10 protein-coding genes are annotated in these 13206 nt (G+C 70.4%); 5 read left to right on the forward strand and 5 right to left on the reverse strand.

Annotated elements, in window-relative coordinates; translation table 11 throughout:
* Positions 1–159 precede the first annotated feature (159 nt).
* Positions 160–810, forward strand: coding sequence for a hypothetical protein (locus IPJ59_RS18105; protein WP_293272651.1), 651 nt, complete (start codon positions 160–162; stop codon positions 808–810).
* A gap of 576 nt (positions 811–1386) precedes the next feature.
* On the opposite strand, the gene IPJ59_RS18110 is transcribed toward IPJ59_RS18105, so the two are convergent.
* Positions 1387–4164, reverse strand: a complete 2778-nt coding sequence (locus IPJ59_RS18110; protein WP_293272652.1) for a hypothetical protein — start codon at positions 4162–4164, stop codon at positions 1387–1389.
* A 576-nt stretch (positions 4165–4740) separates the two neighbouring features.
* Here IPJ59_RS18110 and IPJ59_RS18115 point away from each other — a divergent pair.
* Complete coding sequence (locus tag IPJ59_RS18115; protein ID WP_293272653.1) at positions 4741–5814, forward strand: NAD(P)-dependent alcohol dehydrogenase; 1074 nt, start codon at positions 4741–4743, stop codon at positions 5812–5814.
* A gap of 38 nt (positions 5815–5852) precedes the next feature.
* Here IPJ59_RS18115 and IPJ59_RS18120 read toward each other — a convergent pair whose 3' ends face one another.
* On the reverse strand, positions 5853–6200 hold the full coding sequence (locus IPJ59_RS18120) for a hypothetical protein (RefSeq protein WP_293256811.1): 348 nt from the start codon (positions 6198–6200) through the stop codon (positions 5853–5855).
* A 230-nt stretch (positions 6201–6430) separates the two neighbouring features.
* On the opposite strand from IPJ59_RS18120, the gene IPJ59_RS18125 reads away from it, so the two are divergent.
* The 3 genes from IPJ59_RS18125 (at position 6431) to IPJ59_RS18135 (ending at position 9721) form a co-directional block, all read left to right on the forward strand.
* The gene (locus IPJ59_RS18125) at positions 6431–7492 is read left to right on the forward strand and encodes a baeRF10 domain-containing protein (protein WP_293256808.1); all 1062 of its coding nucleotides are present in this window, start codon (positions 6431–6433) and stop codon (positions 7490–7492) included.
* A gap of 80 nt (positions 7493–7572) precedes the next feature.
* Positions 7573–8247: a class I SAM-dependent methyltransferase gene (locus tag IPJ59_RS18130; RefSeq protein WP_293256806.1), complete on the forward strand. Its 675-nt coding sequence runs from the start codon at positions 7573–7575 to the stop codon at positions 8245–8247.
* Between the two features lie 298 nt (positions 8248–8545).
* Positions 8546–9721 (forward strand): hypothetical protein, encoded by a 1176-nt coding sequence (locus IPJ59_RS18135; RefSeq protein ID WP_293272654.1) that lies wholly within the window; start codon positions 8546–8548, stop codon positions 9719–9721.
* A 119-nt stretch (positions 9722–9840) separates the two neighbouring features.
* Here IPJ59_RS18135 and IPJ59_RS18140 read toward each other — a convergent pair whose 3' ends face one another.
* The 3 genes from IPJ59_RS18140 to IPJ59_RS18150 are packed head-to-tail and all read right to left on the reverse strand — an operon-like array spanning position 9841 to position 13200.
* Positions 9841–11079 carry a hypothetical protein gene (locus IPJ59_RS18140; RefSeq protein ID WP_293272655.1) on the reverse strand — a complete coding sequence of 413 codons (1239 nt, stop codon included), beginning with the start codon at positions 11077–11079 and terminating at the stop codon, positions 9841–9843.
* A 54-nt stretch (positions 11080–11133) separates the two neighbouring features.
* On the reverse strand, positions 11134–12150 hold the full coding sequence (locus IPJ59_RS18145; protein WP_293272656.1) for a fatty acid desaturase: 1017 nt from the start codon (positions 12148–12150) through the stop codon (positions 11134–11136).
* Between the two features lie 57 nt (positions 12151–12207).
* Positions 12208–13200: a hypothetical protein gene (locus IPJ59_RS18150; RefSeq protein WP_293272657.1), complete on the reverse strand. Its 993-nt coding sequence runs from the start codon at positions 13198–13200 to the stop codon at positions 12208–12210.
* Between the last annotated feature and the right edge of the window lie 6 nt (positions 13201–13206).

Raw genomic sequence — 13206 nt, forward strand, 5'->3', positions numbered from 1 at the left:
GGGACGATAGGTCGTTTTGTGGGGCGTGCAAGGAGTTGCGCGCACATAAGCGACACCGCGCAATCTCACGGGCGTGGGCCGCGATCGTGCCCCGGACGCAGGATCTGCCGGGTGGCGCGGGGCAGCCGGGTCGGGTCGGGATGATATGGTGGCAGCGGCGTGCAGGTCCGCGAGGTACTCGATAATGTCGCCGGGGCGCTGGGGATCGCCGTCACGGTGCTGTTCTCGCCGATCTTGCGCGCTATCTATGCGCGCTGGGGTGCGCGCGACGAGGAGGTCGCGGCGGCGCTGCCGGGTGATGCGGTGGTGCCGGGGGCCAGGCTGTGCTCGACGCGGGCGATCGAGATCGCGGCGCCGGCCCGGTCGGTGTGGCCGTGGCTGCTGCAGCTCGGTCAGGGCCGCGGCGGGCTCTACAGCTACGCGGGCCTCGAGAACCTCGCGGGCTGCCGGATCACGAACGCCGACGAGATCCTCCCCGAGCACCAGGGCCTCGCGGTCGGCGATGAGATACGGATGGGCCCCGCGGGGTATCCGGTGTTTCGTGTCGCCGAGGTCGTGCCCGAACACCACCTCGTGTTGCAGGCCCGCGACCCGAGGACCGGGGCGCCGGGGGACATGTCGTGGGTCTTCGTGCTGCGGCCGACGGCGACCGGCTGCCGGCTGATCGTGCGCGGGCGCTTGCGGGTGGGCGCCGGGGTCGCGCAGTTCGTGATCTGGCGCGGCATCACGGACCCGATCTGGTTCGTGATGGAGCGCAAGATGTTGCTGGGGATCCGCGCCCGGGCCGAGCGCCTGCTGCTCACTTCATGACGGCGGAGCGTCATCCCCAAGCACGCCGCACCACCGCCGCCGCCACAGCTCGCGCTGGACTTCGCCCTCCCCAGCGACCCCGCCGAATCCTCGCCCAGCTCCTCGCCCAGACCCCGGCGCATCGCCTGGGCAAAGCTCCTCGCCCGGGTCTTCGCGCTCGACGTCACCCGCTGCCGAAAATGCGGCGGCCGCATGCGTGTTCTCGAGGTCGTCTCCGATGCCGACGCCATCGCCAGAATCCTCCACGGCGCCCGCGCTCCCCCTGCGCCTCCTTCTCTTGGACAGGTCCTGTTGTTCGCCTGACCACGCGCCCCGGCGACGTGCTCACCCACCCGCGCCACGCTGCCGTCCTCGCTACCCCTCTCTGGCCCCGGACCGGACGCTTCGTCACGCTCGCGCTTCCCCTCACGCCCACGACCGTGCCAAAATCCCCCGACCGCGGGCTCCCCGCCGCTCCCCGGGCCGCTCCCCGGGCCGCTTCGTACTCACCCTCTCGCCCAAATTCCCGCATTGAAACGCTTAAGCGCGCCTGGCAACGCCCCGAATGAGCAGCGTCGCGGGCACCCTGTGTCGGCATCAGTAGAGATACACGGCCCCGGCGAACGCGACCGAGTTATCGGCCTGATCGCCGCCGATGCCGACGGCGGCGCTGGCTTCACTGGGAGCGCCAGCGACGAGGAGGCGGCCGTCGCCGGACAACGCGAGGGCCGTCCCATACTTATCGTTGGTCGCGGGGTTCGATGCCTTGACATACGCCCGCTGGGACCAGATGTCGTTCGCCCGCACGAACACATACACTGCCCCCGCGCTGGTGGCGGCGTTGTTGGCCTGATCGCCGCCGACGCCGGCCGCGGCGCTGTCCTCATTGTACGCGCCGACCGCGAGCATGTTGCCGTCGGCCGACAAGCGGAGCGCCCACCCGAACCAGTCATTGGCCCCGGTGTTGGAGGCCTTCACGTAGGCCTGCTGCGACCAGACGTTGTTCGCCCGCACGAACACGTATGCGGCCCCGGAGTCCATGGCGTTGTTGTTGGCCTGGTCGCCGTCGACGCCGGTGGCGGCGCTATCCTCATAGCACGCGCCGACGGCGAGCGTGTTGCCGTCGGTCGACAACGCGACGCTCTGGCCAAACACGTCGCCTGACTCGGCGTTGGAGGCCTTGACGTGGGCCTGTTGCGACCAGACGTTGTTCGCCCGCACGAACACGTAGACCCCGGACTGACCGACCGCGCCGACGGCCAGGGTGTTGCCGTCGCCCGAGAGCGCGACGCTGCCGCCAAAATTGTAGCCTTTCCCGGTGCTGGAGGGCTTGATGTAGGCCTGTTGTGACCAGGCGCCGTTCGCCCGCACGAACAGGTACACGGCGCCGGCGCCGGCGACGGAGTTGTCGCCCTGGTCGCCGTTGATGCCGGTGGCGCCGCTATCCTCACCTGTCGCGCCGATAGCGAGGGTGTCGCCGTCGGCCGACAGCGTGGCGCTCCACCCGAAATAGTCTTTCGCGCCGGTGTTGGAGGCCTTGATGTAGGCTTGCTGCGACCAGGCGGTGTTCACGCGATTGAACACGTACACAGCGCCAGATTCGGTGGCCGCATCGCTGCCTTGGTCGCCGCCGACGCCGGTGGCGCCGCTATCCTCCGCGTACGCGGTGACCACGAGGGTGTTGCCGTCGGCCGACAGGGCGATATTGTTGGACCAGAAATCGCCCCCGAAGCGGTCGAGCGTGCCGGTATTGGAGGCCTTGATGTAGGCCTGCTGCGACCAGGCGCCGCCGACCTTGACGAACACGTATGCGGCGCCGGCGTTGGCAGCCGAGTTGTCGGACTGATCGCCGTCGATGCCGGTCGCGGCGCTGTCCTCCGTATACGCGCCGACCGCGAGGGTCTGTCCGTCCGCGGACAGGGCCACCGTGGATCCGAAGCTATCACCTTCGGTGTTGGAGGCCTTGAAGTACCCGACCGCCTTGGCCATCGAGTCGACGACGTCCACCGCCGCCGAGTCCGTGCAGCCCTTGTCGTTGCAGGCCTTCAAAATGTAGCTCGCGCCGAAGCGCAGGTGCAGCGGCATGGTCCGCGAGGTCGAGGTCCCGACGATATCGGCGCCGAGCTGCGCGTAGGATGCGTTGGGGGTCGGGCGCTCGAGCAGGCGATAGAAGGTCGCGCCATTGGCGGCCGCCCAGCTGAAGTCGAACTGCTTGACCTGCGAGAAGTTCAGCTTCAGGACCGCGGCCTCCGGGGGCCCCTCGCAGGTGTTGCTGCACTCGTCGTCATCGATGAGGTTGCCGTCGTCGCAGAGCTCGCCGGGGCCTTTTTTGCCGTCGCCGCAGACGTTGAGCTTGCACCCGGGGATGCAGGCGTTGTTGTCGGCGTTCTGATCGCCGTTGTCGCACTGCTCGACGCCGGCCAGGGTGTAGCCGTCGCCGCAGGTGGCCTTCAGGCACTTGGGGGTGCACGCGGCGTCGGCCTTGTTGTTGACCCCGTCGTCGCAGGTCTCGGTGTTGGACGGCTGGATAAAGCCGTCGCCGCAGACCGCCGCGGTGCAGGTATCGGTGCACTTGTCGGTGTTGATGTCGTTGCCGTCGTCGCAGGCCTCACCGCCGCCGACCAGGCCGTCGCCGCAGTCGGGCGAGCTGCAGGCCGAGCTGCAGTCGTCGCCGTCGAGCACGTTGCCGTCGTCGCAGCCCTCGCCGGGGCCCAGCTTGCCGTCGCCGCAGACGTTGAGCGCGCACCCGGCGGTGCAGGCGTTGCTGTCGGCGTTCTGGGCGCCATTGTCGCAGGTCTCGCCGTTGGCCGGCTGGATGAAGCTGTCGCCGCAGACCGCCGCGGTACAGGCGTCGGTACAGGAGTCAGTGTTGTCGGCGTTGCCGTCGTCGCAGGCCTCACCGCCCCCGAGGCGCCCGTCGCCGCAGTCCGGCAAGCTACACTCGGAGCTGCAGCCGTCGTCGTCGAGGTCGTTGCCGTCGTCGCAGCCCTCGCCGGGGCCCTGCAGGCCGTCGCCGCAGACGTTGACCGTGCATCCGGCGGTGCAGGCCTGATCGTCGGCGTTGCCGGCCCCGTTGTCGCACTCCTCGCCCGGGTCCTGGTTGTCATCGCCGCATGCGGGGTCGGGAGCGCCCGTGGTGGTGTCGCCGGTCGAGCTGGCCGAATCGCCGGTCGAGCCGGTCGGGGAGTCGGTCATCGAGCCGGTCGTCGAGTCGGTCGTCGAGCCGGTCATCGAGCCGGTCGTCGGGACGCTGGAGGTGGTTCCGGTATCGGCATCGGTAGTTGCATCCGTCCCCGATGGATCGGCGATGGGGCCGCCCGTACAGGCGAGCAGCGTGGCGAGGGTGAGCGAGAAGATGAGCCGAGGCTGGGACATGGGAATGGCGTTCCTTGGGAAACGGGAGCGCGCGACGCATCGAGCGCCGCCGCGCTTTGAGAGGCCGATGCATTTGGTGCCTCGGGCCGCGCCGATCCATCACTCGATCTCAGAAATTCGCGGGGCGCGGGGTCGCTACGGTCGATGTACCGGCTCGCGGTCAGAACAACCGGACTTGAGCGGGCCGATGGGGCCGCGAGAGCTTGGGCGCCGTGAAGGAGGCGGGCGATGTCGTCGGGGTCGTCGACCACTCCGAGGCGCGTATGCGGCCACCGCCCTGGCAATCGATGTCGGGCGAAGCTGGGCGGCAGCCGCGACCTGGGCGTTCGCCGCCACCCCGCCAACCTGGACCCGTCACGCCCCGGGTGGGCGCAGCTGCACGATCGCCGGGTTGTCGCGCCTAAGAAGTTTGAATTGGGATTTTGGGGGCGAGGGTGAGCACGGAGCGGCCCCCGTGTGCGTCGAGCCGCGGTGCCGACGATTCGCGGCACGCAAGCGCTGCACCGGGCGACCCACCCGGGTGGCCGAGGCGGCCGGTCCGGGCCATGGTGGGCGCCCGCGAAGAGGAGCGAATGGATGCCCAAGATGAGAGCTGCGATCTTCGTCGAACCCGGCCGCATCGTCCTCGAGGACAAGCCGATCCCGGACATCGGTCCGCTGGACGCCCTCCTTCGGGTGACCACCACGACCATCTGCGGCACCGATGTGCACATCCTCCGCGGCGAGTATCCGGTCCGCAAGGGGCTCACGATCGGGCATGAGCCGGTCGGCGTCATCGAGAAGCTCGGCTCGGCCGTCACGGGTTACCACGAGGGCCAGCGGGTCATCGCCGGCGCGATCACCCCGTGCGGCCACAGCCACGCCTCGCTGGCGGGCATGCACTCGCAGGACGGCCCGGGCACGCGGCACGGGTGGAAGCCGATGGGCGGGTGGAAGTTCGGCAACACGATCGACGGCTGTCAGGCGGACTACGTCGTCGTCCCGGACGCCATGGTGAACCTCGCGCCGGTGCCCGAGGGGCTGTCCGACGAGCAGGTGCTGATGTGCCCCGATATCCTGTCGACCGGGCTCGGCGGGGTCGAGAGCGGCCGCGTTCGCGTCGGCGATACGGTGGCGATCTTCGCCCAGGGGCCGATCGGCCTGTGCGCCACGGCCGGGGCCCGGCTCGCGGGCGCCACCACGATCATCGCCGTCGATGCGCTGCCCGATCGACTGGCGATGGCGCGGCGCCTCGGGGCCGACCACGTCGTCGATCACACGCAGCAGGACCCTGTCGCGGAGATCCTCCGCATCACCGACGGGCGCGGCGTCGACGTGGCGATCGAGGCGCTCGGCACCCAGGCGACCTTCGCGGCCTGTCTGCGGGTGTTGCGCCCGGGCGGCACGCTGTCCAGCCTCGGGGTCTATTCGACGGACCTGACGATCCCGCTGGCCGCGTTCGCGGCCGGCCTCGGCGACAACACGATCGTGACGACCCTGTGCCCCGGCGGAAAGGAGCGCATGCGGCGATTGCTGGCGGTCATCGCGTCCGGCCGCATCGACCTCGGGCCGCTGGTGACGCACCGCTTCAAGCTCGAGCAGATCGAGGCGGCGTATGAGCTGTTCGCCCATCAGCGCGACGGGGTGCTCAAGGTGGCGATCACGCCGTGATGCACCCGCGGGCCAGGCCGTGGCCAGGCCCCGGTCGCTCATTGCGGGGTGTCGCAGCTGGCCCAGTTGATGATCTGGTCCTTCTCGGCCGCGCTGAGCTTGGGGCTGCCCGACGGCGGCATCGAACCCGAGTCGACCTGGGACAGGGCGATGTCGGCGTCGGCGACGGCGGCGTCGTAGCTGTCGTAGTTGATCCCGGAGGGCGCGCCGGCCCGACTACCGCCGCTGAGGCTCGAACTATGGCAATTGGTGCACCGCGCCCACGCCGTCATGGCCGCGTACTTCGGCACAGTGACCTGCTTGCAATCGACGTTGGTCGCGCCCGAGCAGGCGAAAAGCAGGTGTGAGAGGGAGAGGAGGACAAGTGTTCGGACAGCTGTATGCATGAGAGTTCGCCGTGAGATCGTGGGCCACCGCGGACGTAGCAAGCGGCGTACCAGCAACCAGGGCATGGATTCTATGGTTGTGCAGGCGATCGCGGCGCAAGCCGTGCATGTAGCGAGCGCAAACGAAGCGCCGAGGTGTTCCCGCGAGGTCCGCAGGGGGCGCCGGGCCGCGTGGGTTCGGGTGGCGCGGTCGGGTTGCGGAGTGCGTGGGGGGTGCTACGAGAGCCGGAATGATCGACCTGCCTGATGTCCATCGCCTGATCTCCCAGCCCGGCGCCGACCATACCCTCTCGCTGTATCTGACGGTCGACGCGTCTCGCCTCGAGAATCAGGGCGCGACCCCGGGCTGGCGGATCTGGCTGAAGAACGGGCTGCGCGAGCTAAGCGCCGCGCATTCGGAGGACGCGACCCTCGCCGCCCTGCGCGCGCGCGCCGAAACGCGGCTGGGCGACTATCACGGGCACAGCAAGGCGCTGGCGCTGTTCCTGACCCCGCACGCGGAGCAGCTGTTCGAGCTGCCGGTGCCGCTGGCCGAGAACTCGGCCAGCTACGGGCGCGCCGCGCTGGCGCCGTTGTTGTGGTTGATGGACGAGTACGAGCGGACCCTGATCGTGATCGTCGATCAGGAGCGGGCCCGCTTCATCTCCGGGTATATGGGCGTGGGCAGCCGCGAGGGCGCGCACAGCCACGATTTCGTGGCACATGAGTATCCCGAGCGTTCGGGGCACAACCAGGACGCGTTCGCGGCGAGCGCGGCGGAGCACCAGCGGCTGTTCCTGCAGGGGGTCGCCGAGCAGGCGCGGCGGCTCAAGGACGAGACCGGCGCCGGGCGCCTGATCGTCGGCGGCAACGACGAGGTCGCGCACGCGCTCAAGCACGCGATGCACGAGAGCGTGGCCAAGGCAGTGGTGGCGATCGTGCCGATCCCGCAGCGGGCCGACGACCGCGAGGTCGTGCGCCTGGCGCTGCCCTTCGCCCTCGCCTATGAGCGTGCGCGAGAGGTGGAGCTGGTCGACGAGGCGATCAACCTCGCGAAGTCCGGCGGGCGCGGGGCGCTGGGCCTGGCCGCGGTGGCCGCGTGCCTCGAGCGGAAGCAGGTCGAGCTGCTCATGCTGGCGTGGCCGATCGACGATCCGGAGCAGCGTGAGCAGCTGCTGCGCGAGGCGCTGGCCGCGGGCGCCACGATCGAGCTGGTCTCCGGCGTCGCGGGCGATCGCGTGCGTGCGGAGGGCGGCGCGGTGGCGCGGCTCTTCTACGTCGTGCACCCCGAGATCCCGGCGAGCCAGGCCTGAGGCGCGGCGCGGCGCTTCGCCGTCGTGACCCCGAAATCCCGGCCGGAGGCGCCGCGTGTGGTATTGAAGCTGCGAGGAATTTGCCGACCTACGAAGTCAAGTTTGAACACTTCAAGGTCGGCGGGATCCTGTATCATCTGCGTTCGCTGCTCGAGCGGCAACAATTCTCGGACCCCGATCAGGTCGCGGAGAGGCTCGGGATCTCGCCCGCGTCGTGGTCGCTGTTCGGCGTGTTATGGCCGGCGGCGTGCGTGCTGGCGGAGAAGCTCAGCCGCATCGACCTCAAGGGTCGGCGGGTACTCGAGGTCGGCTGCGGGCTGGGGCTGGCGAGCCTGGTGGCCCACGCGCGCGGCGCGGACGTCACGGCCAGCGACATCCACCCGCTGGCCGACAGCTTCCTGCGGGCCAACGCCACGCTCAATCACCTGACGCCGATCCCGTTCCACCGCGGGGACTGGCATATCGTCGATCCGGGGCTCGGGCGCTTCGATCTGATCGTGGGCAGCGACCTGCTCTACGATCGCGGCCTGCCCGGGGCGCTCTCCGATCACATCGAACGCCACAGCTGCGGCAGCGCCGAGGTGATCCTGGTCGACCCGGACCGCGGCCTGCAGGCGCGATTCGGCCGAATGATGGGCGTGCACGGCTTCGATCACGCGACCCTGCGGGTCGCCAGGCACGCGACCGCGGGCGGGTCCTTCAAGGGGCAAGTACACACATATTCGCGGGTCCGCGCCGAGGCGGCGCCAGCGTAACTCCGTCGCTCATCGAGCCTTCAGGGTGGCGTTGCTGGTGGGCAGATCCTTGCGGATTTGCCGACGGCGCGTGCGCAGGAGCCTCCACCGGTCCAATGGGTCGAGGGCCGAGCGAGATCTCCATGATGAGATTGCGCCGCACCGCGCGAGGTACGACATGGGCCGTGCGGTCGGCCGGAGGTGCAACCCCTGCACGCTAGCGCAGGATCTTTCGTCCCGTGACCGCGATGCCGACGCGGCGCGCCGGCATCCGGTCGGCACGGGCCTTGCTTGGCCCGCTGCCATGATTCTCCGCTGCTTGTCCCGCCCGGCTGCGGCCGCGCTCCTTCTAAGTTGCTCGTCCCCCGATGGCGGTGAGACGGGTGCCATCTGCGGCAACCATGTCCTCGACCCCGGCGAGGCCTGCGACGGCGAGGGCGACGGCTGCGACGCGACGTGCCACCTGACCGGGGAGGCCGCGTGGACGGCCACGCGCAGCGCCAGCATGGTCATCGACGTCGCCGTCGGCGGCGACGGAACGATCGTCGTCTACGGCGCACCCGATCGGCACGATCCAGCGGTGGGGTACTGGCTGCGGGCGCTCGACGCTGGCGGCGAACAGCAGTGGGAGGTGGCGGTCGACGTGGACGACTTCAACGGCGCGTCTCCCCACCTCGAGATCGGCGACGACGGGGGGATCTTCGTCCAGGGGTCGACCCTGCGCCGTTACGGCCCGGAGGGAGAGCTCGCGTGGCAGGTCACCCCGACGAATGTCGTATACGCGGACGTCGCGGTCGCCGAGGGTGCGGTCTACGTCTCGGGCGCGGCCCCGGTCGACAACGCCGGGTCCGCGGACAAGCTCCGGGTCGAGCGCCGCGATCCGGCCACGGGCGCGATCGTGTGGCAGACGCTCGTCGGCGATGGCTCCGGGGCGCTGCTCCTCACCGATACGACGGTCACCCGCGACAGCGTCATTACCGTCGGTCACCTGCTGGCGCAGAAGAGCGAACAGTCGGGCGCGGTGCGCTTCTCGGTCGACGCGGCCACCGGCGCCCCGGGCCCGGTCGTGCGCGACCGGGACGAATACTGGCACTCGATCGGTGCGTTGCCGTCTGGCGACCTCGTGCTCGTCGGGTACGCCGCAGCCGGTCCGTTCGTCCGTCGTCTCGGTGTCGACGGGGAGACGCGCTGGACCTACTTCTTCGACTTCACGGGGACCTCCGCCGACGGCCCGGGCGACCTGGCGATCGGTCCCGATGGCAGCGTCGTCGTGCTCACCGAAGGCGATCTCGAGGACGGCGCGTCGGAGGCGGGCGTGCGCAGCTTCTCGAGCGACGGTCAGCTCGACTGGTCGACGGTGTTCCCGTCGAGCGACGCCGACGGCCAGGCGCTCACGATCGCGGCGGCGTTCGGGCCCGGCTTTCTCGCGGTCGTCGGCGACGACGTGACCCCCGCGGGGAGCGTCACCTGGGTCCGCAAGCTCGGGCCGACCTAGCCCTAATTTCTCGTGCGCCAAGCAAGCCTGGGAGTGGAGGAAGTGAACCAGAGCAGAGATCTTTCACAGGCTCGCGGGTGGTGACAAGACCATGCTCCCTGATGCTCTTCGCCGCGGGGTCAGCGGGCGGGTGTTGGCCGCTCGTCGAGGTCGGCGCCGCCCCACTCGACGACGGTGAAGCCCTGGCGCCGCTGCTGCGGCAGCTCGGGCGCGCCGACGGACACCGGGGCGTCGCTGCGTTGGAAGATCATGAACAGCCGGATCACGGCGTCGGGCCGCGGCTCGATCTGCATGCGGGCGTAGCGGCCGTAGCGCTCGGGGTCGACGAACTCGATCAGGTTGTGCGGGTTTTGCTCGAGGGCGGGCAGCCAGTAGGTGATAAAGTCGCCGCATTCGCCGTCGCTGAGGGCGAAGCGGCCGCAGGCGCGCTCGAGGAAGCCGGCCGCGTCCTCGCCAGGGACGCTGTGGGCGCGCGCCGGGTCGATCGTCCATTGTGCGCTGGTGCCCTCCCAGAACAGATAGCGGTGGTGGCGGCCGGTCGCGGGGTCGAGGAGGCTGCCGTCGGGATCTGCGGTGACGCTCCAGCCGTCGGGGCCGGGCTTCGGGTAGGTGGCGATCAGGTCGCCGGCGATCTCGACCTGGACCTTCACCTCGCTGCGGGTGCGCGGGTAGAGGTAAATGACGGGCTTGCGCACGGCGATCGGGCGGGTGTTGCCGGGCACGAAGTCGACGATCGTGACCTGCGAGCAGATGCCGACGATGCCGGGCTTGTTCGCGTCGGCGCTGAAGGCGAACACGGTGACGCCGGGCTCGCGCTCGCCGTCGACGACCAGCAGGTCGCGGCGTTGCTCGAGGTTGTAGCCGGCGCGGCGCAGCTCGTCCTGCTGCGGGCCGGGGCCGACCTGCTCGCTAAACGAAGCCTGCACCCAGCGGGCGTTGCGGAAGGGGCCGCCGGCGAGGGTGATGATCTTGCCGCCATTCTCGCTGTCGCGGGCCGAGAAGCCGCTGATGTCCCGCGCGGCTCGCCGGGCGGGGCGCGGGCGCGGGTCGATCGTCAGCTCATTGCGGTCGGGCGAGATCGACAGCACATAGTTGGCCGCGACCGCGGAGGGGACCTGGGTGAGCGCGTCGGCGATCGGCGCGGTCGGGGGCGTGGCAGGGGTCATGGGGGCCGGGGGCGGGTCTGTGGGCTGCGGCGGGGCGACGACGGGCGGCGGGGGTGGATCGTTCGCGACCGGGCCGGGCGGGGTGACGACATATTCCGGCGGCGGCGGCGAGGCGGCGGGCGCGGGGGCGCTGCTCATGCAGGCGGGGACGGCGAGGAGGAGCAGCAGGGTCGTCGGATTGTGGGTGTTCATGGTGGTGGCTTGGCGCTGCATTGGTCAGGCCCTCATCGAGGGGCAGGATCGAGATCAGTGGCGGCGGGGCGGGGGCTCGCCCCAGCGGTTGTTGCGGCGGACGATGTCGAGGTCGTTGTGCCGCACGCCCTGGCGCAGCATCTCGGCGTGGGCGGCGTGGGCGACCATCTGGCGCAGGTAGAACGGTTGGCCGGGGACGAAGTGGTGGATGATGTGGGTGGCGCCGAAGTTCCAGCACAGCAGTTGCATCGGCACGAGGGCCCAGTGGTCGAGGATCTGGTTCTGATAAAAAATGTCGTGCTCGGGGATATCCTCGTAGTAATGGCAGTACGATGATATCAGCGCGAGCGAGGCCTGGCGCAGGACGTTGGGGGCGACCAGCAGCACCATCAGCGTGTTGAGGGCGGCGTGGATCTGGGCGGGGACCTGGGCGGCGAGTTCGGGGGCGAGGAGGGTGAGGAGGGCGAGGGCGGGCTGGGCGAAGAGCACGGCGCCGAACACGATGAATTGCGGGAGGGCGGTGCGCAGGCCGATGTCTGGGCGGAACTCGGGGTTGGCGCGCTGGATGCTCGGGACGACGCGGCCGGAGAAGATCGGGTGGACGGCGATGAGGACGCGATACCAGCTGGCGCGCAGGCCGATGCCGATCAGGCGCTCCTCGATGTCGTCGCGCTGGCCGCTGCGCTTGTGGTGATAGAGGTGGAGGCCGCGGCGAAACCACGGGCTGCCATTGAGCTTGGCCCACGCGATCGTCAGGAACATGAGGCCCTGCACGGCGCGGCGGCCCTTGAAGTAGAGCTCGTGGATGAGGTCGTGCTCGAGCTCGTGGAGGATCGAGATCGGTGCGGGCATGAGCAGGATCGCGGCCCACCACGGCAGGGCGCCGCTGAGGTAGGCCCAGGCGATCGCGGCCATCGCGGCGACGCTGGCGAGGAAGCAGGCCATGCCGATCGCGTCCTGGTGGGCCAGCCAGGGGTGACCGGCGCGCAGGCGCTGCTCCTCGCCGCGGATCGCCCGGGCGATCGCGCGGACGCGGGGCGTCGTGGAGGTTTCCTCGGCGGGGTCTGACATCGCGGGTCCGGGCTCGACCTTATCACGACACCTCACGAGCTCGTGGCTCGTCGCGGGTCAGCGCGGTGAGGGGGCGATGCGACCCATACGTTCGGGCTCGACGCTCGCGGGGCTGATCGATCCCATGAGTGGGCGGTCGTCGATCGGGTCCGGCGGCGGGGCGAAGCCGGGGTGCGGGGGCGGGGGTGGGGCGAAGCCGGGGTGTGGAGGGGGCGGTGGGGCGAAGCCTGGGCGTGGGGGCGGTGGTGGGGCGAAGCCGGGGTGTGGGGGCGGAGGTGGGGGCTCGAAGACAGCGAGGCCGCCCATCGCGGGTGGGGGTTCGATCGGCGCGGCGACGTCGCCCATGCGCTCGTATGTGGGCGGCGGCGGCGGGGCGAACTGGGGCTGCGGCGGACGGTGGGACGTGGGTTTGGGGTCGCAGGGGACGAAGGGTTGGGTCGGCTCGGGGAAGGCGACGGCCTGGCCCATCAGCGGCATATCGATCGGGTCGGGCATCGGCACGGCGACCGGGTGTGTGGGGATATCGATGGGGTCGAGGGTCGGCTCGTGCGGGGGCGTGAGGCTGATCGCGGGCGGCAGGGCGGCGTCGTCGTGGCCGTTGCTGCGACACAGCACGTGGCCGGGGGCGAAGTGGAAGGTCGTGAAGGGGCCGGTGGTGTAATTGCAGCCGCCGTCATTCGTCGGGGTGGTGGCCTCGCGGATCGACTCGATCACCGATTCGCCGAGGTCGGCGATCGGGGCCGCCTGGCCGGGGTCGCAGGCGGCCAGGAGGACCGCCGCGAAGGCGCTGCGGACCAGGCCGCGGGTCAGGCGGGCGGCGGGGACCAGGTCGCGAAAGCGCAGGCTGCCGTCGGTCTCGGCGCTGTAGCGGACGCACAGGTTGGCGCCGGCGGACTCGGCGAGCAGGGCGCGGGCGTCGTCGTGGCGCATGGCGGAGAGGTTGTGCACGTGCTTCTGGCACACGCCGCAGAAGCGGCGCTCGGCGTCGCCGTCCATGGCCTCCCAGGATTCGTGGCAGGGGCTGTCGATGGGGAGCTGGTTGCTGCGCATGGCGGT

Origin of the sequence: Nannocystis sp. (assembly GCF_016714285.1) — a bacterium.
GTDB lineage: Bacteria > Myxococcota_A > Polyangia > Nannocystales > Nannocystaceae > Nannocystis.

What these genes read in the sequence shown, in the direction of transcription:
- IPJ59_RS18110 (WP_293272652.1), bottom strand. Translation starts at nt 4,164, where the DNA reads ATGTCCCAGCCTCGGCTCATCTTCTCGCTCACCCTCGCCACGCTGCTC.
- IPJ59_RS18115 (WP_293272653.1), top strand. Translation starts at nt 4,741, where the DNA reads ATGCCCAAGATGAGAGCTGCGATCTTCGTCGAACCCGGCCGCATCGTC.
- IPJ59_RS18120 (WP_293256811.1), bottom strand. Translation starts at nt 6,200, where the DNA reads ATGCATACAGCTGTCCGAACACTTGTCCTCCTCTCCCTCTCACACCTG.
- IPJ59_RS18125 (WP_293256808.1), top strand. Translation starts at nt 6,431, where the DNA reads ATGATCGACCTGCCTGATGTCCATCGCCTGATCTCCCAGCCCGGCGCC.
- IPJ59_RS18140 (WP_293272655.1), bottom strand. Translation starts at nt 11,079, where the DNA reads ATGAACACCCACAATCCGACGACCCTGCTGCTCCTCCTCGCCGTCCCC.
- IPJ59_RS18145 (WP_293272656.1), bottom strand. Translation starts at nt 12,150, where the DNA reads ATGTCAGACCCCGCCGAGGAAACCTCCACGACGCCCCGCGTCCGCGCG.
- IPJ59_RS18150 (WP_293272657.1), bottom strand. Translation starts at nt 13,200, where the DNA reads ATGCGCAGCAACCAGCTCCCCATCGACAGCCCCTGCCACGAATCCTGG.